This window comes from Promicromonospora sp. CA-289599 (assembly GCF_050936155.1).
Lineage (GTDB): Bacteria > Actinomycetota > Actinomycetes > Actinomycetales > Cellulomonadaceae > Promicromonospora.
The window spans coordinates 4,338,794-4,359,914 of the sequence record NZ_JBNJNI010000001.1; the positions used below are offsets into that span (position 1 = coordinate 4,338,794).

19 protein-coding genes are annotated in these 21,121 nt (G+C 70.3%); 14 read left to right on the top strand and 5 right to left on the bottom strand.

Annotation, left to right across the window (positions count from 1 at the left end):
• Window positions 1-45: 45 nt before the first annotated feature.
• Both ACQEVI_RS19325 and ACQEVI_RS19330 read right to left on the bottom strand, forming a co-directional pair.
• The gene (locus ACQEVI_RS19325) at window positions 46-1,293 is read right to left on the bottom strand and encodes an MFS transporter (protein WP_432901749.1); all 1,248 of its coding nucleotides are present in this window, start codon (window positions 1,291-1,293) and stop codon (window positions 46-48) included.
• Window positions 1,294-1,302: 9 nt separating this feature from the next.
• Window positions 1,303-1,821: a MarR family winged helix-turn-helix transcriptional regulator gene (locus ACQEVI_RS19330; protein ID WP_432901751.1), complete on the bottom strand. Its 519-nt coding sequence runs from the start codon at window positions 1,819-1,821 to the stop codon at window positions 1,303-1,305.
• A gap of 90 nt (window positions 1,822-1,911) precedes the next feature.
• Between ACQEVI_RS19330 and ACQEVI_RS19335 the strand changes: the two genes are divergently transcribed.
• Entirely contained in the window at window positions 1,912-2,535 is a 624-nt protein-coding gene (locus tag ACQEVI_RS19335; protein ID WP_432901753.1) for an NADPH-dependent F420 reductase, read from the top strand.
• Complete coding sequence (locus ACQEVI_RS19340; protein ID WP_432901755.1) at window positions 2,532-3,443, top strand: VOC family protein; 912 nt, start codon at window positions 2,532-2,534, stop codon at window positions 3,441-3,443. The genes ACQEVI_RS19335 and ACQEVI_RS19340 overlap by 4 nt, the downstream gene beginning before the upstream one ends.
• Window positions 3,444-3,494: 51 nt before the next feature.
• On the opposite strand, the gene ACQEVI_RS19345 is transcribed toward ACQEVI_RS19340, so the two are convergent.
• Window positions 3,495-4,103 (bottom strand): TetR/AcrR family transcriptional regulator, encoded by a 609-nt coding sequence (locus ACQEVI_RS19345; RefSeq protein ID WP_432901757.1) that lies wholly within the window; start codon window positions 4,101-4,103, stop codon window positions 3,495-3,497.
• 120 nt (window positions 4,104-4,223) lie between these two features.
• Between ACQEVI_RS19345 and bdeA the strand changes: the two genes are divergently transcribed.
• Window positions 4,224-5,099 (top strand): bis(hydroxyethyl) terephthalate hydrolase, encoded by an 876-nt coding sequence (gene bdeA, locus ACQEVI_RS19350; RefSeq protein ID WP_432901760.1) that lies wholly within the window; start codon window positions 4,224-4,226, stop codon window positions 5,097-5,099.
• A gap of 55 nt (window positions 5,100-5,154) precedes the next feature.
• On the opposite strand, the gene map is transcribed toward bdeA, so the two are convergent.
• On the bottom strand, window positions 5,155-5,931 hold the full coding sequence (gene map / locus ACQEVI_RS19355) for a type I methionyl aminopeptidase (protein WP_432901762.1): 777 nt from the start codon (window positions 5,929-5,931) through the stop codon (window positions 5,155-5,157).
• 67 nt (window positions 5,932-5,998) lie between these two features.
• Between map and ACQEVI_RS19360 the strand changes: the two genes are divergently transcribed.
• The 8 genes from ACQEVI_RS19360 (at window position 5,999) to ACQEVI_RS19395 (ending at window position 17,248) form a co-directional block, all read left to right on the top strand.
• On the top strand, window positions 5,999-6,301 hold the full coding sequence (locus ACQEVI_RS19360) for a helix-turn-helix transcriptional regulator (protein ID WP_432901764.1): 303 nt from the start codon (window positions 5,999-6,001) through the stop codon (window positions 6,299-6,301).
• Window positions 6,302-6,385: 84 nt separating this feature from the next.
• Window positions 6,386-6,595, top strand: coding sequence for a tautomerase family protein (locus tag ACQEVI_RS19365; RefSeq protein ID WP_432901767.1), 210 nt, complete (start codon window positions 6,386-6,388; stop codon window positions 6,593-6,595).
• 443 nt (window positions 6,596-7,038) lie between these two features.
• Entirely contained in the window at window positions 7,039-8,010 is a 972-nt protein-coding gene (locus ACQEVI_RS19370) for an ABC transporter permease (protein WP_432901769.1), read from the top strand.
• A 45-nt stretch (window positions 8,011-8,055) separates the two neighbouring features.
• Complete coding sequence (locus ACQEVI_RS19375; protein WP_432901772.1) at window positions 8,056-8,973, top strand: carbohydrate ABC transporter permease; 918 nt, start codon at window positions 8,056-8,058, stop codon at window positions 8,971-8,973.
• A 74-nt stretch (window positions 8,974-9,047) separates the two neighbouring features.
• A complete protein-coding gene (locus tag ACQEVI_RS19380; protein ID WP_432901773.1) occupies window positions 9,048-10,598 on the top strand; it encodes an extracellular solute-binding protein in 1,551 nt (516 codons plus the stop codon).
• 115 nt (window positions 10,599-10,713) lie between these two features.
• A complete protein-coding gene (locus ACQEVI_RS19385) occupies window positions 10,714-11,403 on the top strand; it encodes a YesL family protein (protein WP_432901776.1) in 690 nt (229 codons plus the stop codon).
• Entirely contained in the window at window positions 11,400-14,009 is a 2,610-nt protein-coding gene (locus ACQEVI_RS19390) for a beta-galactosidase (protein ID WP_432901779.1), read from the top strand. Before ACQEVI_RS19385 ends, ACQEVI_RS19390 begins: the two co-directional genes overlap by 4 nt.
• A gap of 68 nt (window positions 14,010-14,077) precedes the next feature.
• A complete protein-coding gene (locus ACQEVI_RS19395; RefSeq protein WP_432901782.1) occupies window positions 14,078-17,248 on the top strand; it encodes a BTAD domain-containing putative transcriptional regulator in 3,171 nt (1,056 codons plus the stop codon).
• Here the strand turns inward: ACQEVI_RS19395 and ACQEVI_RS19400 are convergent.
• Window positions 17,220-18,029 (bottom strand): CPBP family glutamic-type intramembrane protease, encoded by an 810-nt coding sequence (locus tag ACQEVI_RS19400; protein ID WP_432901784.1) that lies wholly within the window; start codon window positions 18,027-18,029, stop codon window positions 17,220-17,222. The two genes, ACQEVI_RS19395 and ACQEVI_RS19400, sit on opposite strands and share 29 nt — an antisense overlap.
• Window positions 18,030-18,144: 115 nt before the next feature.
• Between ACQEVI_RS19400 and ACQEVI_RS19405 the strand changes: the two genes are divergently transcribed.
• The 3 genes from ACQEVI_RS19405 to ACQEVI_RS19415 are packed head-to-tail and all read left to right on the top strand — an operon-like array spanning window position 18,145 to window position 21,118.
• Window positions 18,145-19,269 (top strand): FecCD family ABC transporter permease, encoded by a 1,125-nt coding sequence (locus ACQEVI_RS19405; protein ID WP_432901786.1) that lies wholly within the window; start codon window positions 18,145-18,147, stop codon window positions 19,267-19,269.
• A gap of 8 nt (window positions 19,270-19,277) precedes the next feature.
• The gene (locus ACQEVI_RS19410) at window positions 19,278-20,108 is read left to right on the top strand and encodes an ABC transporter ATP-binding protein (protein WP_432901788.1); all 831 of its coding nucleotides are present in this window, start codon (window positions 19,278-19,280) and stop codon (window positions 20,106-20,108) included.
• A complete protein-coding gene (locus ACQEVI_RS19415; RefSeq protein WP_432901790.1) occupies window positions 20,105-21,118 on the top strand; it encodes an ABC transporter substrate-binding protein in 1,014 nt (337 codons plus the stop codon). The genes ACQEVI_RS19410 and ACQEVI_RS19415 overlap by 4 nt, the downstream gene beginning before the upstream one ends.
• Window positions 21,119-21,121: the final 3 nt, after the last annotated feature.

Below are 21,121 nucleotides of genomic sequence, written 5' to 3' on the forward strand. Positions count from 1 at the left end.
AAGGCATGGCGCTCGGGTGCGCTGGCCGGGCCCGGCGGGACGGCCTCAGGTGGCCGGCCCGTCGGCGTCCTTCAGCTCCTCCGGGTTCGGCAGCCTGGACAGGAACCGGAACGACACGAGCGCGACCAGGGTCGCGATGCCGCCCGCGATCAGGAACGGCGCGCGCAGATCGATCCGGCCGAGCAGCCCGCCCAGCAGCGAGCCCAGCGGCATCGTGCCCCAGAGCAGCGTGCGCCACGTGCCGTGGACCCGGCCGAGCAGGCGGCTCGGGATCGCGGCCTGGCGCAGCGACATGACGAGGATGTTCCACGCCGTCGTGCCGCCCGCCGACAAGAAGTAGCCGAACGCGACGACGCCGAGCACGGGGACGGCGCCCATCAGGACCAGCGCCGCGAGCGCGAGCGTCTGCGCCACGGCCATCACCGGTCCGGCCCGGAACCGCTCCTTGAGCCGGTCGGCGATCGCTGCGGCGCCGAGCGAGCCCACCGCACCGGTCAGGATGAGCGCCCCGTACCAGGCCTCCGGGAGACCGAGCCGGTTCAGCACGTAGAGCACCATCGTGGCCGTGGCTGCCGAGAAGCACAGGCCGATCGCGACGCTGATCAGCCAGAGCGTCCGCAGCATCGGGTTGCCCATGAGGTACCGGAACCCGTCGGTGAACTGCCGGTACCAGGCGACGTGCGGCTCACCGCTCGGGTCGGTCCGGTGGCTGCCCGCCGCGGCGAGCGGCAGGAACACCGCCATCACGGCGGCTACCGCGTACGTCAGCACGTTGATCCCGAGCGGCACCACCACGGAGACCGCGAACAGCGCCGACGTGAGCGGGCCGGACAGGAACCGCTCGACGACGATCTCCCCGGCCTCGACCCGCGAGTTGGCCCGCGGCAGGTCCTGCTTGGCGGCGATCGACGGCAGGACGGCGCGGAGCGCGCCGTCGTAGACCGTCTCGAACGCCCCGTACGCGAACACGACGCCGTAGAGCCACCAGATCGTGAGCTGGTCCGTGGCGAACAGCGTCAGCAGGAGGACCGCGAGCAGCGTCCGGACGCCGTTGGCGAGCGTCATGGCGCGCCGCCGGTCGATCCGGTCCAGCAGGATCCCGGCGGGGATCGAGAAGATCAGCCACGGCAGCATCGCCACGGCCGCGATCCCGGAGACGAGGAGCGGGTCGTCGGTCAGCCGCGCCGCCAGCAGGGGAGCCGCCACCTTGGCGATGCCGTCCCCGAGGCTGGAGCTGACATTCGCAACGATGACGTTCCTAAACGCCTGACCGAGCGGCTGCCTGTTGCTCACGACGAGAGCCTAGGGGGCGGTGGGCCTGCTCTCGCGAGTCGCCTGGGCCGCAGGCGTGCCGTCCGGCGGCTCCTCCGCCAGGCGGGCGGCGATCGTGCCCGTGATCTCCGCCAGGGCGTCGAGCTGCTCGGGCGTGAGCGCGTCGATGACCAGCCGTCGCGCCGTCGCGATGTGCCCAGGGACCGAGTGGATCAGCTCGCGTCGGCCGGCGCTGGTCAGGCCCACGTTGGTGGCGCGCCGGTCCTCGGGGCAGGGGGCGCGGGTGACGAGCCCGCGCTTCTCCAGACGTCCGCAGACGTGGGACAGCCGGGGCAGGGTGGCGACGGTGGCCTCGGCGAGCGCCGTCATCCGCATCGTCGGCCCGTCGCTGAGCTGGAGGCTGGAGAGCACCACGAACTCGAAGTGAGTGAGCCCGGAGTCGCGCTGGAGCTGCCGGTCCAGCGCGGCCGGCAGCAGCTGGAACACGGTGGTCAGGCCGAGCCAGGCCGCCGACTCCTGCTCGTTCATCCGGGGTACGCGTCGCTTCACGAGTCCCATCCTAACGTTTGGTTGACGCGACAAGTAATCGGTGCGAGACTCGGAGCGTTGGTTGTAGGAACAACTATTTTGGGAGCAGACATGACCACGGTCACCGTCATCGGAGCAGGAAACTTCGGCAGTGTTGTCGCGGGTATCGCCGCCAAGGGTGGGACCGGCATACAGGTGCTTGCCCGCGACGTCGAGAAGGCGCGCGCGGTCGCCGGCCCGCTGGGCGGCACGGCAGGCGCAGTCGGTGACGAGGTGACCGGCGACGTCGTCGTGCTGGCCGTGCCCTACGGCGCCGTCGCGGACCTGGTCGAGGTCTACCCGACCGCGTTCGACGGCAAGGTCCTGGTCGACGTCACCAACCCCGTCGACTTCAGCACCTTCGACGATCTGGTCGTCCCCGCCGACTCCTCGGCGGCGAAGCAGCTGCAGGACGCCGTCCCCGGCGCGAAGGTCGTCAAGGCGTTCAACACGAACTTCGGCGGCACGCTGGCGAGCGGCGAGATCGGCTCAGTGCCGACGACGGTGCTCGTCGCCGGCGACGACGCGGACGCCAAGCGGACGCTCGTCGAGCTGGTCACCGCGGCCGGGCTGCGCGGGCTGGACGCCGGTTCGCTCAAGCGGGCCCGGGAGCTGGAGGCCGTCGGCCTGCTGCAGATGACCCTCGCGGGCGCCGAGAAGATCTCCTGGGGCGGCGGCCTCGCGGTGATCTCGTGAGCATCCCGAGCATCGTCCCCGCGTGGCGGCAGGGCAGTGTCGCCACTGCGGGGACGGCGCCCGACGGCACCCGGATGGACACCGTGGAGCTGCTCGTGCGCGACCTCGACGTCATGACCGCGTACTACCAGGACGCGGTGACCCTCGACGTCCTCGACCAGTCGGGCGCCAACGCGACGCTGGGCCGGGGTGGCGTGCCGATCATGGTGCTCCGCCAGGAACGGGACCTGCCGGGCGCGGACCCGCGCGGCGCCGGGCTCTATCACACGGCGATCGTGTTCGAGGACGAGCGGCGCCTGGCCGCGTCGCTCGCCTCCATGGCGCAGCGCGTGCCGGAGACCTACACGGGCAGCGCCGACCACCTGGTCAGCGAGGCGTTCTACTTCACCGACCCCGAGGGCAACGGCGTCGAGCTGTACCGTGACCGCCCCCGCGAGGAGTGGACGGTCCGCCCGGACGGGACCGTGGCCATGGCCAGCGAGTACCTCGACCCGAACCAGTTCCTGCGGCAGTGGCACGACCCTGAGGCGTCGGACGCCGGCCCGTCCGCCGCCATCGGGCACGTGCACCTGCAGGTGGGCGACCTCGTGTCGGCGCGCCAGTTCTACGTCGACACGCTCGGGTTCGACGTCACCGCGCAGCTGGGGGACTCCGCCCTGTTCGTCTCGGCAGGCGGCTACCACCACCACATCGGTATGAACACGTGGCGCAGCGCGGGGGCGGCGCCACGCGCGTCGACGCTCGGCCTCGGCGACGTCCGGATCCTCGTCCCCACCCGGTCCGACGTCGAAGCCCTTGCCGACCGCCTCCGGTTCCACAGCATCCCGACGGCTGACGACGGCGCGACGCTCCGGTTCGCGGACCCGTGGAACACGCGGCTCGCCGTGTCTCCGGAGACGGTGGGCTGATCAGGGGCTGATCGGCGGGCCGCGTGACCGGTCCTGCCGGGGCGTGTCGGTCTACGCGTGCGATGTCTCGGGTGGGTGCCAGTGGGCGCTGCGCCGGTCCAGCTCTGCGGCCAGGTTCTCGAACGCCGCCCGGACGCGCTCCTCGTCGTCGGTGACCAGGAGGTCGACGAGCAGCCCGCGCAGCGTCGAGAGCAGCGACGTCGCCAGCGCGGAGGCCTCCGGTTCCGGGCAGCCGTGCCGCACCAGGCCCGCGGCCAGCAGGGCCGTCCGCTGCCGCATCGACCGGGCCACGGCGTCGCGCAGCTTCGGGTTGTCGTGCATGGCGTGCCCGGTGATCGCGGTGAACAGCCGGATGTAGCGGCGTCCGTTGTCCGACGTCGCCCGCCGCCAGATGGTCTCCAGCGGTTCCGGGTCGTCGTCGGCCAGGTCGGGCAGCGCGAGCGTCTGGGCGAGGACCAGGTCGACGATCGCGGCGACCAGGTCGTCCTTGGTCGTGAAGTGGTGCACCAGCGTCGCGTGGCTGACGCCGACCGTCTGGGCCACCTTGCGCAGCGACAGGCCGGCCAGGCCGTGGTCGAGCGCATGCTCGGTCGCGGCGCGCAGGACCTCCCCACGGCGATGTTCGAAGCGCAGCTTGCGGCCGTCCACGTGCTCGTTCACGCCCTGACCCTAACCAACGACCGACCTGCATCAATCTCAAGAATGTCTTGACCGAGTGGTAGAGCTACTTTATCGTCGGTCCGGTCAGTTGTTGTCTCACCGATCTCGAAGGGGCGATTCATGAGGCATCTGATCCGCAAGGCTGGTGCGGCGCTCGTCACAGGGCTGCTGCTCACCGGCACCGCCGTCGTGGGCATGCCGGTAGCGCACGCCGACGACAACCCGTACGAACGTGGTCCCGATCCGACCGTGTCGAGCATCGAGGCTCGCCGTGGTTCGTTCGCCGTATCGGACGTGAGCGTGTCGCGTCTGGTCGTCACCGGTTTCGGTGGCGGCACCATCTACTACCCGACCAGCACCGCCGAGGGCACCTTCGGAGCGGTGGCGGTCGCGCCGGGCTATACCGCCAGGCAGTCCAGCATGGCCTGGCTCGGCCCGCGGCTCGCGTCGCAGGGTTTCGTCGTCTTCACCATCGACACGAACACCACCTCGGACCAGCCGTCCTCGCGTGGGGACCAGCTCCTGCGGGCGCTGGACTACCTGACGACGCGCAGCGTGGTCAGCAGCCGCATCGACGCCGACCGGCTGGCCGTCATGGGCCACTCGATGGGCGGCGGGGGATCGCTGGAGGCGGCCAAGGACCGGCCGTCGCTGCAGGCGGCGATCCCGCTCACGCCCTGGAACACGGACAAGACGTGGCCGGAGGTCAGCACGCCGACCTTGATCGTCGGCGCGGAGGACGACTCGATCGCCTCCGTCCGCTCGCATGCGGAGCCGTTCTACCAGTCCCTCCCGAGCGGCGCCGACAAGGCGTACCTGGAGCTGCGCGGCGCCAGCCACTTCGCGCCGAACACGGACAACACGACCATCGCCAAGTACAGCATCTCCTGGCTCAAGCGCTTCGTCGACGACGACCTGCGCTACGACCAGTTCCTGTGCCCGGCACCGTCCACGAGCACGACGATCAGCGAGTACCGCAGCACCTGCCCGTACTGAGGGCTGGGCTCCGTCGGTCGAGCCTCCGCCCTTAGGGGAGGCTCGACCGACGGGGCTATGCCGGCCTCGGGAGCGTGAGGATCTCCGCCCCGTCCTCGGTGATCGCGATGGTGTGCTCGCTGTGCGCCGTCCGGCACCCCGTCGCACTGCGGAGGGTCCAGCCGTCGGCGTCGGTGACCAGCTCGTCGGTGTCCGACATGACCCACGGCTCCAGCGCGAGCAGTAGCCCGGGCCGCAGCTTGTACCCGCGGCCCGGCCGTCCGGTGTTCGGGATGTGCGGGTCCTGGTGCATCGTCGATCCGATGCCGTGCCCGCCGAACTCGACGTTGATCGGGTACCCGGCCGCGCCGAGCACCGTGCCGATGGCGTCGGAGATGTCCCCGATGCGAGCTCCGGGGCGGGCGACGGCTATCCCGGCGCGCAACGCGCGTTCGGTCGTCTCGATCATGGCGACGCTCTCCGCGGGCCTGGTCTCGCCGACGACGAAGCTGATGGCCGAGTCCGCGGCGATGCCGTCCAGCGAGACGGCGAGGTCGAGGGTCAGCAGATCGCCGTCGGCCAGCCGGTAGTCGTGCGGCATCCCGTGGAGGACGGCGTCGTTGACGGCCGTGCAGATGTAGTGGCCGAAGGGTCCGCGCCCGAACGACGGCGCGTAGTCGACGTAGCAGGACTGCGCACCGGCGTCGACGATCATCGCCTTGGTCCACCGGTCGACGTCCAGCAGGTTCGTGCCGACCACGCACCGCTCGCGCAGCGTCTGCAGGATGGTGCCGACCAGGGTGCCCGCGCCCCTCGCCCGGATCAGCTCGGTGGGGTTCAAGATCTCGATCATGTGGTGCCCTTCGCACGTCTTCCAATAACTATCCCGGCCATACTATCCCGGTACTATGATCGGCAGCATGGTCAGGTTGCCGCTCACACCCGCGGAGGTCGAGCGCGGACAGCGTCTCGGCGCTCTTCTGCGTCGTGCCAGGGGCGAGCGTTCGATGCTCGAGGTCGCGCTCGACGCCCGCGTCTCGCCCGAGACCCTCCGGAAGATCGAGTCGGGGCGTGTCGCCACCCCCGCCTTCCCGACGGTGGCGGCGATCGCGGAGGTCCTCGGGCTCTCCCTCGACGCGGTATGGGCGGAGATGAACCCGGCCGACGACGGCGTTGGTTCCGTCAGGGCCGGCCGCGGCGCGCGGGAGTGGCTGGCGTCGTAGGCCGCGCTCGGTCCACCCCAGGGCGAGCCGATGCTGCCGCAGGGCGACCCACGCAGCCCGCCGCGCCGTGGTGAGATAACGGGCATGCCTGTGATCCATGTGCTGAACGCATCGCCCCGCGACGCCGACACCAAGCGCGAGCTCGTGGCCGAGCTGACCGCGACCTACGCCCGCGTGATGCGGATGAAGCCCGACACGGTCCGGGTGGTCATCCAGGAGATCCCGCGCGAGGACTGGGGCGTGGGCGGAGTGACGCTCGCTGATTCGGGTCAGGACGAGAGCCTTCCGCGGTAGCGCGACCGTTCGGCGGCTACGAGCCTCGGTGGAGAGCGGAGCTCCGCGCCGCCCTGACCGGCATGCCAGGGTGCAGCCGGATGCCCGCCCTCGAACGTAGGACTGGTCGCACTGTGGGTGCCCACAGTGCGACCAGTCCTACGTTCGAGGGCGGGCTGCTCGCTGAGAGCGACCAGGCCTACGTTCGGCGGCGGCGGTCGCGTGCGGGGCTGAATCCAGCCCCGCACGCGACCGCCCTGGGCGTCCAGACCCTTTCACGGCATACGTTCCAACGTTATAGAACCGTGATTTCCAGTGCTTGACCCGACGGAGGCGTGCCCCCTACCCTCATGTTCACGTTAACTTGTTATCGTTAACATGCGAGCAACGATGCTCAGGGCCTTCAACGGAGAGTGGCGCATGACAGAGATTCCGGTCGTCGAACCGGCTGAACGGCGATGGCTATGGCAGTCACGCTGACGAGGCCGATCGTCCCGTCCGAGACGCTGACGGTGAAGAAGCCGAAGTCGCTGCTGAAGAGCATTGCCCGCAACAAGGTGCTGCTCCTCATGTGCCTTCCGGCGATCGTGTTCTTCATCGTCTTCAGCTACGGTCCGCTCCCCGGCGTGTGGATCGCATTCACGAACTTCAACTACCGGGACGGGATCTTCGGCAGCGAGTTCGTGGGGATGCGGAACTTCGAGTTCCTCATCCAGTCCGGGCAGCTGTGGCAGCTCACGCGGAACACGCTGCTCTACAACCTGGCCTTCATCGTCCTGGGCAACATCCTGCAGATCGCGCTGGCGATCATGCTGAACGAGATCCGGTCGAAGTACTTCAAGAAGATCAGCCAGGCGATCATGTTCCTGCCGTACTTCATCTCGGTGGTCCTGGTCGGCGTCATCGCGTTCAACCTGCTCAACTTCGACACCGGCGCGGTCAACGCGCTGATCGAGCAGACCGGCGGCGACCCGATCAAGATCTACAGCACGGCGGGCCTGTGGCCGATCATCATCATCCTGTTCCAGCTCTGGCAGAGCACGGGGTACGGATCGATCGTCTACTTCGCGGCGATCATGAGCATCGACAACTCGTTGTTCGAGGCCGCGGCCATCGACGGGGCCTCGGCCTGGCAGCGCATCCGGTACATCATCCTGCCGAGCCTGAAACCCACGTTCATCATCCTTCTGCTGTTCTCGCTCGGCGGGATCATGCACGGCAACTTCGGGCTGTTCTGGAACCTGGTGGGCAACAACGCTGCCCTGTTCGCCACCACCGACATCATCGAGACGTCCGTCTACCGCATGATCCTCTCGCAGAACAACTTCACCTCGTCGACAGCCGTAGGGCTCTACCAGTCCCTGTTCGGGTTCGCCCTCGTGATGCTGGCCAACTGGATCGTCCGAAGGATCAACAAGGACTATGCGCTGTTCTAACCTGCGCCGTTCTGACCTGCACTGTTCTGACAGAGAGGGGGCGTGATGAGTCTCGTCGCAGTGAAGCGGCCGAGGAAGGTCAGGCTCGACAAGAGCGACTACGTCCTGCGGGGCATCTCCTATGTCACGGTCACGCTCTTCACGGTGTTCTGTGCGCTGCCATTCATCATGATCGTCTCCGCCTCCCTCTCCAGCGAGGGCGCGATCATGCGGGAAGGGTTCGGGCTGCTGCCCAAGGAGTTCACGCTCGACGCCTACGAGTACATCTTCCGGGCACCCCGGCAGATCATCGGCTCGTACGTCGTGACCATCGTGATGACCGTGTGCGGTACGGCGCTCGGGCTGTTCATCATCGCGATGACCGGATACGCCCTCCAGCGGCGCGACTTCCCGTTCCGGAACTGGATCTCGTTCTTCGTCTACTTCACGACCCTCTTCTCCGCGGGTCTGGCGCCCACCTACCTGTGGGTGGCGCGCGACCTCGGGCTCAAGGGAAGCTACCTGGCGGTATTCCTCCAGCTCCTGATGACCCCGTGGCTCATCATCCTGATGAAGAACTTCGCGCGTTCCATGCCCTACGAGATCATCGAGTCCGGAAAGGTCGACGGCGCGGGCGACTTCCGGATCTTCCTGCAGCTCGCGCTCCCCATGATGAAGCCGGCGCTGGCCACTCTCGGCCTGTTCCTGGCGCTGGGTTACTGGAACGAGTGGTACCTCTCCTCGCTGTATCTGGGCAGCACCGTGGAGTTCAAACCGCTCCAGTACCACCTGTACAACATCATCAACACCGCGAATGCGCTCCGAACCTCGGTGGCCGGCTCGAACGTGAGCATCACAGAGCTGCCGAGCAACACCCTGAAGATGGCGAGCGCCGTCGTCGCCACTGGGCCGATCGTGCTCCTGTACCCCTTTGTCCAGAAGTATTTCGTCTCCGGAATCACTGTCGGTGCCGTGAAGGGCTGACACCCATTCCGTGACCACTTGGAACATCCGTAAAACATCTGCAACACGAACGACGATTCGAGGGAGTCTCAACGATGAGAAAGTCTTTCGCGAGGGTCGGGGCGGCAACGCTCGCCCTGGCCGTGAGCACAGCAACACTGGCCGCCTGCGGTCCGGCAGGCGACGCCGACTCCGGTGAACCGACCGAGATCACCATGCTCGTCCTGGGTGACAAGCCGGAGAACGGCCGCCTGGAGGCGATGCTGGAGGAGCTGAACCCGCGCCTGACCGAGGAGGCGAACGCCACTCTGGACTTCTACTACGTGGAATGGGCCGACTGGCAGACGCAGTACAACACCCAGCTCCTCTCCGGTGACGACAGCATCGACCTGATCACCACCGCCACGGACTGGCTGTTCGCCTGGGAGAACGCCAAGAAGGGCGCCTTCCTGCCGCTCTCCGAGGAGATGCTCCAGGAGCACGCCCCGCGGACGTGGGAGCAGGTCGACGCGAACGGGAACTGGGACAAGGCGACGCTCGACGGGGAGATCTTCTTCATCCCTGAGGACAACCTCACCCAGTGGACGAACCACGGGTTCTTCTACCGCGGCGACTGGGCGAAGGAGGCGGGCTTCGAGGACGGCACGATCACGAAGTTCGAGGACTTCACCACCTACTTCGAGTGGGTGAAGGAGAACAAGGAGGACGCCTACCCCTGGGACGTCGCGGCGTCCATCGACGCCGCCCTGACCGGGTACCTCCAGGGGCACACCGACGGCCAGACGATCCAGCAGATCACCGCCGGCAACTACTTCCCGTTCCAGACCACCGAGGCGGACCCCTACACGGTGGGTTCCTGGTACATGGAAGGGGACGAGCTGCTGGAGGCCGCAGAGCTGGCCAAGGAGTGGAACGAGATCGGTGTGTGGCGCGAGGACGCGCTGAACTACGACGGCGTCACGCGGGAGCAGTTCTTCGCGGGACTCTCGGGTGCTGACCAGCACCACGCGCAGACCTTCATCGGCTCCATCGTCGACAACATGAACAAGAAGCAGCCCGGGTCCGACCCGAAGTTCTTCTACTGGGGCCAGGAGAACGGGAACTACTTCCGGGACATCCCCACGCACGGGGCCATGGCGGTGAACGCCACCTCGAGCAACCCCGAGAAGGCGCTGGAGGTCTACGACGTCCTGCGCAACGACGAGGAGGCCTACAAGCTCCTCAACTTCGGCATCGAGGGTACCGACTACGTCATGACCGACGACGGCAAGCTGGACCGTCCCGAGGGCTGGGACGAGACCACCGACGCTCTGGGGTCGAACTTCTGGGGCGGCCGCATGGACGAGTTCGAGCCGGACCGGGTCACCGACGCACCGAACAAGCAGGAGATCTACGACGAGCTCGACGCGGCGGCGAAGGACTACCCGTACACGACCCTCATCGTGAACAAGGACCTGATCGACCCCTACCTGGCTGCCATGGGCGGCGTGCTCTCGACCTACATCCCGCAGCTCCAGTACGGCAAGTTCGACGACCCGGCCGCTGCCATCGCGGACATGCGCGAGGAGCTGGAGGCCGCGGGCTACACCGAAGCGAGGGACGCCATCCAGGCTGACATGGACGCCTGGGCGGAGACCCAGGGCTAGTTGCCGGACCGGTGGTCGGGCATCGGTGGTCGGGCTTGTCGAGACCCCAGGTCCCGACGAGCTCGACCACCGGCACCCGCAACGACAGACGTATCGACAGACAGGCAGGGCGATCGTGAGCAAGATCTTCCACCCGGACTCACCGCTCCTGCGGTTCCTGGACAAGGTCGCGGACGTGATGATCCTCAACCTCGTCTTCGTCGCGACGGCGATCCCGGTCGTCACGCTCGGCGCCGCGCTCACCGCCCTGAACTACACCGCCATGAAGATCGTGTCCGGCGAGAGCACGTCGGTGGCGGGCGACTACCTCAGGTCGTTCCGGACGAACTTCAAGCAGGCGACGCTCCTGGGGCTGACGGTCGTGGGGCTCGCCCTGGTCCTGGCGGCCTGGTACGTGGTCGTCGACAACCTCGACGTCCCGATCATCGTGCGGGTCGTCCTGCTGGTGGTGTTCTACCTCGTCGCGTTCCGGTTCGTGCTGGCGACCCTGTACGTCTTCCCGTACAACGCGACGTTCGAGAACACCGTCCTGGAAGTGCTGAACAACTCGCGCCTGATGTCGCTCCGGCACCTCTTCGGGTCCCTGGCCATCGCCGCGGTCACCGTGCTCCCCGTCGTCGTCACGGTCTTCTACCCGCGAGTGGCGGTGTACGGGCTGCTCTGGTTCCTCATCGGGTTCGCGGGGATCGCCGTCGTGAACGCGATCCTGTTCACGAGGATCTTCCGCACGTACATCACCGCACCGACCACCGACTCCATCGCTGAACCCACTGTCGAGCCCGCCGAGAGCGAAGGTACGAGATGACGACGCAGACGGACGCCACCGTAGGACTGCGCCCCTCCGGGCTCGTGCTCGACGGCGCCGAGCAGGTGCACCTGTGCGCCTCGCTGTTCTACTTCCGGGTGCCGCGCGAGGCCTGGGCAGACCGCCTGGCCCAGGTGGCGGCGTCCGGCTACACGCTCGTGGACGTCTATGTCCCGTGGAACTTCCACGAGACCGCGCCCGGCCGGTGGGACTTCGGCGGACGGCGCGACGTCGGCGAGTTCCTCGACCTGGCCCGCGACGCCGGGCTCGGTGTCATCGCGCGGCCCGGACCGTACATCTGCTCCGAGTGGGACGGCGGCGCGCTGCCCGCGTGGCTGACCCTCGAGGACGGCCTGGCGCTGCGGCAGGCCGAGCCGCGCTACCTGCGGCACGTCGAGGCCTGGTTCGACCAGGTGATGCCGCTGCTCGCGGCCCGGCAGCGCGACCGGGGCGGCGCCGTCGTCGGGATCCAGGTGGAGAACGAGCTCGACTTCTTCGACACCGCTGACCGGCCCGCGTACCTGTCCCGGCTGCACGAGCTGGCGCTCGGCCACGGCATCACGGTGCCCGTCGTGGCCTGCGCCGGACAGGGTGACCTCGCGGGGGCCACCGGGGGAGTCGAGGGCATCACGCCCGCGTTCAACTTCTACCCCGACGACCAGTCGCCGTTCGTCGAGGCCGAGGTGCGGCAGTACGCCGAGCTGGTCGCCGGGCGCGGTGAGCCGCTCCTGGTCATGGAGACCAACCGCCGGCACGCGACGCTGCGCAGGCTGCTGGTCAGCGGCGCGAAGGTCATCGCGCCCTACCTGCAGGCCTCCGGATTCGACTTCGGCTACACGCCCTCGGTGGGCAACTGGGGCGACCCGGGCGGGTTCATGTCCCACGACTACGACTTCGGCGGGTACCTCGACCCGGTCGGCGCGCCCCGCCCCGAGATGGCCGAGGCCCGCGTCCTCGCGCGTGTGCTGCGTACCCTCGGGCCCGCGCTCGCGCGGTCCACCACGGCGTCCGCCGACGGCGCCTTCCGGGTCGACGTCGCCACGAGCGCCTCGCCCTCCAGGCTGGTGCTCGACGGCGGGGGTGAGCTGATCGGCGTCCCGAACCTGACCGACGACGCCGGGACCGCCGCGTTCCCGGCGTGGTTCGGCGGACCCGAGGTGGCGGTGCCGCTGCCCGCGGCCTCGTGCCTGCTGGTGCTGCGGGACCTGCCGCTGGACCGGTTCGGGCTGCCCGGGACCCTGCGGCTGGCGAGCGCCGACGTCGTCGGCGTCGGACCGGACGGGATCGAGCTGGCGACGGCCGGCGCGAGCGTCGTCGTGCTGGAGGCCCCGGGCGGACGGCCCGTGCTGGTCGAGCTGGACGCACCCGCGCCCGGCGCCCCGGTTCGCGAACGGGTCGAGGCGGGGGCCGACGGCGTGGCGTGGGTGGTCGTCGTCCGCCATCCCGCGGACGTTGACGCGCCGTCGGTTGATGGACTCACCGCGGACGAGGCTGCCCCCGAGCACCCGCCGCTCACCGCCCTGACCGGGCTCGACCTCGCCGCCCGCACCGGTCGCACCGCGCGGTACGAGGCGCCGCCGTCGTCGGAGGAGGTGGGTGTGTACCGCGGGCGCACGCACTACTCGACAGATCTGGACGGGGCGGACGAGCTGCTGGTCGAGGGCGCTTCGGACATCGTCGACCTCGCGCTCGACGGGGTGGCGCTGCCCACGATCGCGGGTTTCGGGGCCACCTTCCTGCTGCCGGTGGCCGGGGCGGGACGCCTCGACGCGACGGTCGAGACGTGGGGGCACGCGAACTTCGACGACGTCCGCCTTCCGGCGCTGCGCCTGGGGTCGCTGCGCGGGCTCGGCAGGGTGTGGTCCGTGGTCGGCCGGTCCGACGTGTCCGCGCTGTGGCGCGTGAGCGCGGCGGGCGGCTGGCCGGGCGAGCCGGCACCGCTGCGCACGCTCGGCGGCTGGAGCAGCACCCGCGTCGGAGAGCCGACCACCTACTCGCGCGGCCTCGCCATGGATGACGACGCGGACGATGCGCACCACCACGCGTTGCGCCTGGCCGGGGTGACGGGGTCGGTCCAGGTGAGCGTGGACGGCGTGGTGCACACCGTGACCGAGGACGACCCCTGGCTGCACCTGGCCCCCGGCGCGGGGCGCGCGGTCGCGGTCACCGTGCCGCACCGGCCGGGAGCCGGCCTGGCCGCCGAGCTGTTCCGTCTGGAGCCGGTCAGCGGCTGGGACGTGGAGGCTCAGCCCGACGAGGCGATCCTCGACCTGTCACGTGCCGACGCCGCGGGGGAGACCGTCGCCCTGCCGCTGGAGCTGGCGCCCGGCGAGGAGCGCTGGTTCGAGGCCGCGGTGCCGTCCGGCGGGCTCTCGCTCGGGTTCGAGGGCGCACAGGTGCGGGTCAGCGCGTTCGCCGGCGGGGAGCTGCTGGGCCGGGTATGGCTCGACGACCCCGCACGGCCGCGCTTCACAGGCGGCGACGCGGGCCGGCTGTGGCTGCCGGCCGCGTGGAACGACGGAACCGTCCGGCTCCTGGTCCGCGCCACGCGCGGGGCCGAGGCGCCGGTCCTCGGGGGAGTGCGCCTCACCGCGACCCAGGGCTGAGCCCGGCCGCGGGGCCCAGGCCGCGGAAACGAGGTGCCGCCGAGGTGGCCCGTGGCAGAATCTGCCGGGTGCAAATCGGGATGATTGGGCCGCTCGAGGTGCGTTTGGACGACGGCGTCATCGCCGATGTGCCCGGCGTGCGGCTGCGGGCGCTCCTGATTGCCCTTGCTCTCAACTCCGGCCGTGCGGTCCAGAGAGCGACGCTCGTCGACTGGATCTGGGGTGAGCAGCCTCCGTCCGATGCGACGAACGCACTGCAGCGACTGGTCTCTCGCCTGCGGAAGGTGCTGCCGGACGGCTCGATCGAGGGGCAGCCGAGTGGCTACCGGCTGCTGGTGGAACCCGACGCCGTCGATGCGCTGAGGTTCGAGCGTCTCGTCGACCGGGCGCGTACCGCCGACGGCCCGCGGCGGGTGCAACTCTTGCGTGAGGCACTGCTGCTGTGGCGCGGGAAGGCCATGCAGGACGTCGACCTGGAGGGCAGTGCGGCGTTCGACGCCGCGGTCACCCGGCTCGAAGGGCTGCACCTGACGGCCATGGAGGACCGGTTCGACGCGGAGATCGGCTTGGGCCACGGTGCCGACCTGGTCCCGGAGCTGTCCGATCTGGTAGCGGCCCATCCGGTGCGGGAACGGCTCGTCGCCGCCCTGATGCGGGGTCTCGCCGCCGCCGGCCGCGACACCGAAGCGCTGCTCGCCTACGAGCGCACGAGAGAGGCCCTGGCCGATGGGCTCGGCGTCGACCCCTCACCGGAGCTGTCCGACCTGCACGTCGCGCTGCTGCGGGGTGAGGTCGGACGGCGGGACGAGAGCCGGAGGACCAACCTCCGTGCCGAGCTGAGCAGCTATGTCGGCAAGGACACCGACGTCACCGCGGTCCGCGCCATGGTCGGCGAGCATCGGCTGACCACCCTGATCGGACCCGGCGGCGCTGGCAAGACCAGGCTGGCCACGGAGACGGCGCGCCGGCTGCTGGGAGACCTGCCGGACGGGGTCTGGCTGGTCGAGCTCGCGGCCATCGGCGCCGACGGCGACGTCGCGCAGGCGACGCTCGCCGGCCTCGGCCTCCGGGACACGCTGCTCGGCGAGGCGATTGACGTGGAGCCGGCCGAACGGCTCGTCGCCGCGATCCGCGAGCGGGAGATAGTCCTCGTCCTGGACAACTGCGAGCACGTGATCGAGCAGGCGGCGGCGTTCGCCCACCGCCTGCTCGGGGAGTGCCGGCGGCTGCGGATCCTGGCGACGAGCAGGGAGCCGCTCGGCATCACCGGTGAGGTGCTGTGGCCGGTGCTGCCGCTGGGCCTGCCGGCGCCGGACGCCGACCTCGACGAGGTCGCCTCGGCGCCGGCCGTCCGGCTGCTGCGGGAACGAGCGAGCGCCGCGCGCCAGGACCTGGCGGCGGACGTGTCCACGCTGCCGACGATGGCCCGCATCTGCCGGGCCCTGGACGGCATGCCGCTGGCGATCGAGCTGGCGGCGACCCGGTTGCGCACCATGTCCGTCGCGCAGCTGGCGGACCGGCTCGACGACCGGTTCCGTCTGCTGACGGGTGGCAGCCGCACCGCGCTGCCGCGCCACCGGACGCTGCGCGCGATGGTCGACTGGAGCTGGGAGCTGCTGACGGACGCCGAGCGGACGGTCCTGCGCAGGCTCTCGGTGTTCGCCGGCGGGGCGAGCCTGGACGCGGCCGAGGTGGTCTGCGCCGACGCCGCCGGACAGGGGCAGGTGCTCGACCTGCTCACGGCACTGACCGAGAAGTCGCTGCTGGTCGCCGACGCCGACGTCGCCGGCAGCCCGCGCTACCGGATGCTCGGCACGATCAAGGAGTACTCCGCACAACGCCTCGCGGAGGTGGGGGAGTCCGACCTGGCCCGCCGGGCGCACCTTGCCTGTTTCACGGGGCTCGTCGCGGCCACGGAGCCGTGCCTTCGCCGGGCCGAGCAGGTGCAGGGGCTTGCCACGCTCGCCGTCGAGCACGACAACATCAGTGCCGCGGTGCGCGGAGCGCTCGCCGCCGGCGACGCACAGGCGGCGATGCGGCTCGTGGCCGGTGCCGGCTGGTACTGGTGGCTCAGCGGGCACAAGGCCGAAGGCCTGGACCTGATCACCGCGGCCGCCCGTCTCCCCGGCGAGGTCGACGACGAGACCCGGGCCGTCGTGTACATGCTCGTCGTGACGTTCGCCGGCTCCGGACGGGCCGCGGACGAGCGCCAGGTGGCGGAGTGGATCCACAAGGCCTACGAGCTCGGTCAGCGGGACGGGCCCCACAGCCCCCTGCTCGGGCTGGTGGTCCCGCTGGAGCACATGCTGCGGGGAGCCGACCCCGTGAGCGCGTGGGAGCCGGTACTGAACAGCGACGACCCCTGGGTGCGGGCGCTCGCCCGGCTGCAGCTCGGCAAGATGCGGGTCATGCTCGGTCACCCCGGGCGGGAGGCCGACGCCTGTCTCGCGCAGGCGCTCAGCGAGTTCCGGACGCTCGGCGAGCGGTTCGGGATCTCCTTCGCGCTGACCGAGCTGGCCGACCGCATCGCCACCCGCGGCAAGTTCGCCGCCGCGGTCCAGCACTACGAGCAGGCGATCACGGTGGTCACCGAGGTCGGGGCCGTCGAGGACATCGTCCGGATGCGGTCCGGGCAGGCGCGGCTGTACTGGCTGCTGGGCGACCAGGACGCGCGGTCGGCCGCGCTGGCCGAGGCGGAGCGGCTCGCGAAGGGGATCACGTGGCCGGAGTCGCTTGCGGAGGTGGCGCTGGCCAAGGCGGAGCTCGCGCGCTGGGACGGTGACGCCGAGGAGTCCCGTCGGCAGATCGATCGCGCGATGACCATGCTGGGCGATCAGGCGGCGTACCTCCGCTCGGTGGCGCACCACCAGCTGGGCTACCTCACCGACGATCTCGACGAGTCCCGCGAGCACCGGGCCGCGGCCTGCCGGGAGGCAGCCGAGGCGCGGTACGCGCCCATGCTGGCGCAGGCCCTCGTCGGGGTCGCCGACCTGGCGCTGCGGTGCGGCCAGGACGAGCAGGCCGCACGGCTGCTCGCGGCCGCCGCCGGCGTGCGTGGGCTGCAGGATCGTTCCGACCCGGACGTGGACCGGATCGAGGAGGCGGTGCGGAACCGCCTCGGCGAAGCGGGGTTCGCCGAGGCGGCTCGGGAGGGTACGGGCACGGGCTGGGACGAGCTGGTCGCGGTCACGCTGTCCGCGACCGTCGTCATCAGATGGCCCCCATCGAGAGAGCGATGAGGCCGCCGGTGGTCGCGAGGAGCGCCGACCCGGGGTGCATCCAGATCGATGCCCGGAGGTCGTGCTTGCGCCAGACGAACCAGACCCCGGGGAACAGGAAGACGATCTTCGACAGGACCGTCCACGGCGCCCAGAAGTGGTACACCGAGAACAGGACCGTGTTGAACAGGGGCGCCCACCTGCCGAGCTGGGGGAGCCGGGGCAGCAGGAACCCGCGGAAGTAGTACTCCTCGATGAGCGGCAGCGTGAAGCCGGTGAACGGCAGGCAGATCAGCAGGGTGGTGATCAGCTGCTGCTGGGAGTACCCGTCGAGGTAGGTGGTCGCGGAGCCGCCGGCGCCGTCGTACTGGATCCAGGTGAAGGCCGCGTCGTAGACGAGGTTGTCCAGCGGGACGAGCGAGAACGACACCACGGTCATGTAGATCAGGAGACCGATGCCGATCGCGGCGATCTTGCCGCGCGAGAACGGCTTGTCCAGGTAGTGCAGCACCCCGCGCAGCGAGTAGCGGCCGGTGCGCCGGCGGCCCAGCCACAGCAGGCCGAAGAGGGCCGGGAAGAGCACCACGGACAGGGCGATCGCCCAGGCGAGGAAGGGCGGGTAGCCGATCGCCCGGGTGAACGGTGCGGCGATGAAGGCGTAGACGGCGACGATCAGCGCGCCGGGGACGAGGTGGAGCGCGATCGACAGCGGCACGGAGTGCTGGTCCGCGAGCAGCCGCTCGACCAGTCGGTTGCTTGGTGTGCGTTCCGCCTCGGCGGTGACGCTCTGTGTGTTGTCCATGCCGGAGATGTTCGCCTGGCCCGCGGACACGGCCCTGACATGGCGCTGACACGGCCGCTGACGTCCTCGCTGAGGCAAAGTTGAAATCGATAATGGTTATCACTACTGTCACGGCGTGACCACACGCGCACCCGCCTCTGTGGCGCCGACGTCGGGCAGCCCGCCGGGCTCCGCCTACTCGATCCGACGCCGCCTCGTCCGGCGGACCGGCTGGTCCTGCGCGATCCTGGCGGCCGCACTGATGGCCCTCGTGGTCGTCTCCGGCGCCGTCGGCTCGGTCGACGTGAGCCTGACCCAGGCGGCCCAGGTCACCGTCGGACACCTGCTCCCGGGCATGCCCTGGATGTCCGACGGCACCCTGACCCCGCTGCAGGACCAGGCCGTCTGGCAGTTCCGGCTGCCGCGCACGCTGCTCGCGGGACTGGCCGGGGCCGGCCTGGCGCTCGCGGGCGCCCTGATGCAGGTGACCGTGCGCAACCCCTTGGCCGAGCCGTACATCCTCGGGGTGTCCTCGGGTGCGAGCGTGGGCGCCGTGCTGGTGATCGTGTTCGGCTCGGGCGCGCTGGGCGGGCTCTCGCTGAACGTCGCCGCCTTCATCGGCGCGCTGGCGGCTTGTGCCTGCGTGGCGGTCATGGCGCGGAAGGACGGCGAGCTGTCGCCGACCCGGATGATCCTCGCCGGCGTGGCCCTCGGCACGCTGTTCAGCGCGGTCACGAGCTACCTGACGATCTCCACGGACGCGCAGAACGTCGTCAGCATCATGTTCTTCCTGCTGGGCAGCGTGTCGGCGGCGACCATGCAGAGCTTGATCGGGCCGGCTGTCGCCCTCGTGATCGCCTGCCTGGTCGCCGCCGGGACGGCACGCTCGCTCAACGCCCTGATGACCGGCGACGAGTCGGCGACGTCGCTCGGCGTGGACGCCACCCGGCTGCGTGGGCTGCTCCTCGTCGTGGCGTCGCTGCTGACGGGGACCGTCGTCTCGGTCGCGGGCGGGATCGGCTTCGTCGGCCTCGTGATCCCGCACGTCGCCCGCATAGTGGTGGGCGCGGACCACCGGCGGATGCTGCCGGTCACCGTGCTGGCGGGGGCGGTGTTCCTGATGATCGCGGACCTCCTGGCACGCACGGTGGCGATGCCCACCGAGATCCCGCTCGGCATCCTGACAGCCTTCGTCGGAGCGCCGTTCTTCCTTTGGCTGATGCGCCGTGGCGGTGCCGACCGGGCGGGGTTCGGACGGTGAGGGCCGAGATGAGGGTCGAGTTCGACGACGTCACGGTGGTTCTCGGCGGGACCGAGGTGGTGCACGGCGCCTCGCTGACCGTGGAGCCCGGGACGGTGGTGGGCCTGGTCGGCCCCAACGGCAGCGGCAAGTCCTCGCTGCTCCGTACGCTCTACCGCGCCGTCCGGCCGAGCCGGGGCACGGTGCGGGTCGACGGCGCCGACGTGCGCACCCTCTCCGGACGGCAGCACGCGCGACAGGTCGCGGTGATGCTGCAGGACGCGCACACCGACTTCGACCTCAGCGTGCACGAGGTGGTGCTCCTGGGCCGGGCGCCCCACCACACCTCCTTCGGGCGGGACACCGCCGAAGACCTCCGGATCGCCGACGACGCCATGCGGCGCACCGGGATCGACGACCTCGCCGGCCGCATGGTGGGGACGCTGTCCGGCGGTCAGCGGCAGCGGGTCATGCTCGCACGCGCCCTGACCCAGCAGAGCCCGGTCCTCGTCCTCGACGAACCGAGCAACCACCTCGACATCAGGCACCAGCTCGACCTGATGAGCACGGTGCGCGGGCTCGGCCGCACGGTGATCGCCGCGCTCCACGACCTGAATCTCGCGGCGCAGTACTGCGACCGCGTGGTGGTGCTCGACGCCGGGACCGTCGTCGCCGACGGGCCGCCAGCCGCGACCTTCACACCGGAGCTGATCCACGCCGTCTTCGGCGTCCAGGCGCGACTGCTCGACGACGGGCAGGACCGCGTCCTCGCGTTCCGGCAGCCTCACCTCGACTCCGCCGCGGACCGGGCCACCCCGGTCCCCGCACCCGTTCACACCGAAAGCGAGATCTCGTCATGACCCGTCACTCCCGGCGCGCAGCCACCACCGGCGCCGTCGCCTCCCTTGCGGCGGCCACCCTGCTCCTGTCCGCCTGCGGGACCGGCGTCACCCCCGCGGCCGAAGGTGCCGCCGGCGCCGAGCCGGTCACCGTGAGCAACTGCGGCCAGGACGTCGTGGTCGACGGCGTGCCGGAGGCCGTGGTGGGGATGCACCCCTCCCAGACCGAGCTGCTGCTGCGCCTCGGCCTGGCCGACCGCCTCGCCGGACAGGCCCAGGCCACCACGCAGGCGCTGCCCGACGCCGTCGCCTCGCTCGCCGCGGACGTCCCCGTGATCGGCGGCGACACCCCGCCCAGCCGCGAGGACCTCCTGGCGGTGCAGCCCGACTTCGTCTACTCGCCGACCACCTACGAGTTCACCGCCGAGCAGGGCTTCGCGAGCATCGAGCAGCTCCAGGACGCCGGCGCCGCCGTCTACGTGGCGACCGGGGGATGCGCGGACCGCCGGATGGCGGGCGAGGTCACCGACCTCTTCACCGACCTGGAGGACCTCGGCACGATCTTCGGCGTCGAGGACGCCGCCGCCGACCTGGCCGCCGAGAGCCAGGCCGACCTGGACGAGATCGCCGCCGCCGTGGCGGACGTGGACAAGCTGCGCGTCGCGCAGGTGTACGTCGACGGGACCTCCCTCTCCGCGATCGGGGCCGGCGTCGAGTACGACATCCTGCGGCTGGCCGGGTCCGACAACGTCTACACGCCCGAGCAGCCCGCCTTCGCCGACTTCTTCTCCGCCGAGATCACCCCCGAGTCCCTGGCCGCCGAGGCACCCGAGGCCCTGGTCTTCTCCGTGTCCGACGCCGCGCACGAGGCCGCGGCCCGCGAGTACCTCACCAGCACGTTCCCCGACATGCCCGCGGTGCGGGACGACAGGCTGATCGCCATCTCGACCGCCGACGTGTTCCCCGGCACGCTCGGCAACGTCGCGGCGGTCCGCCAGATCGCGGAGGCGCTCTACCCCCAGAAGTTCTGACCG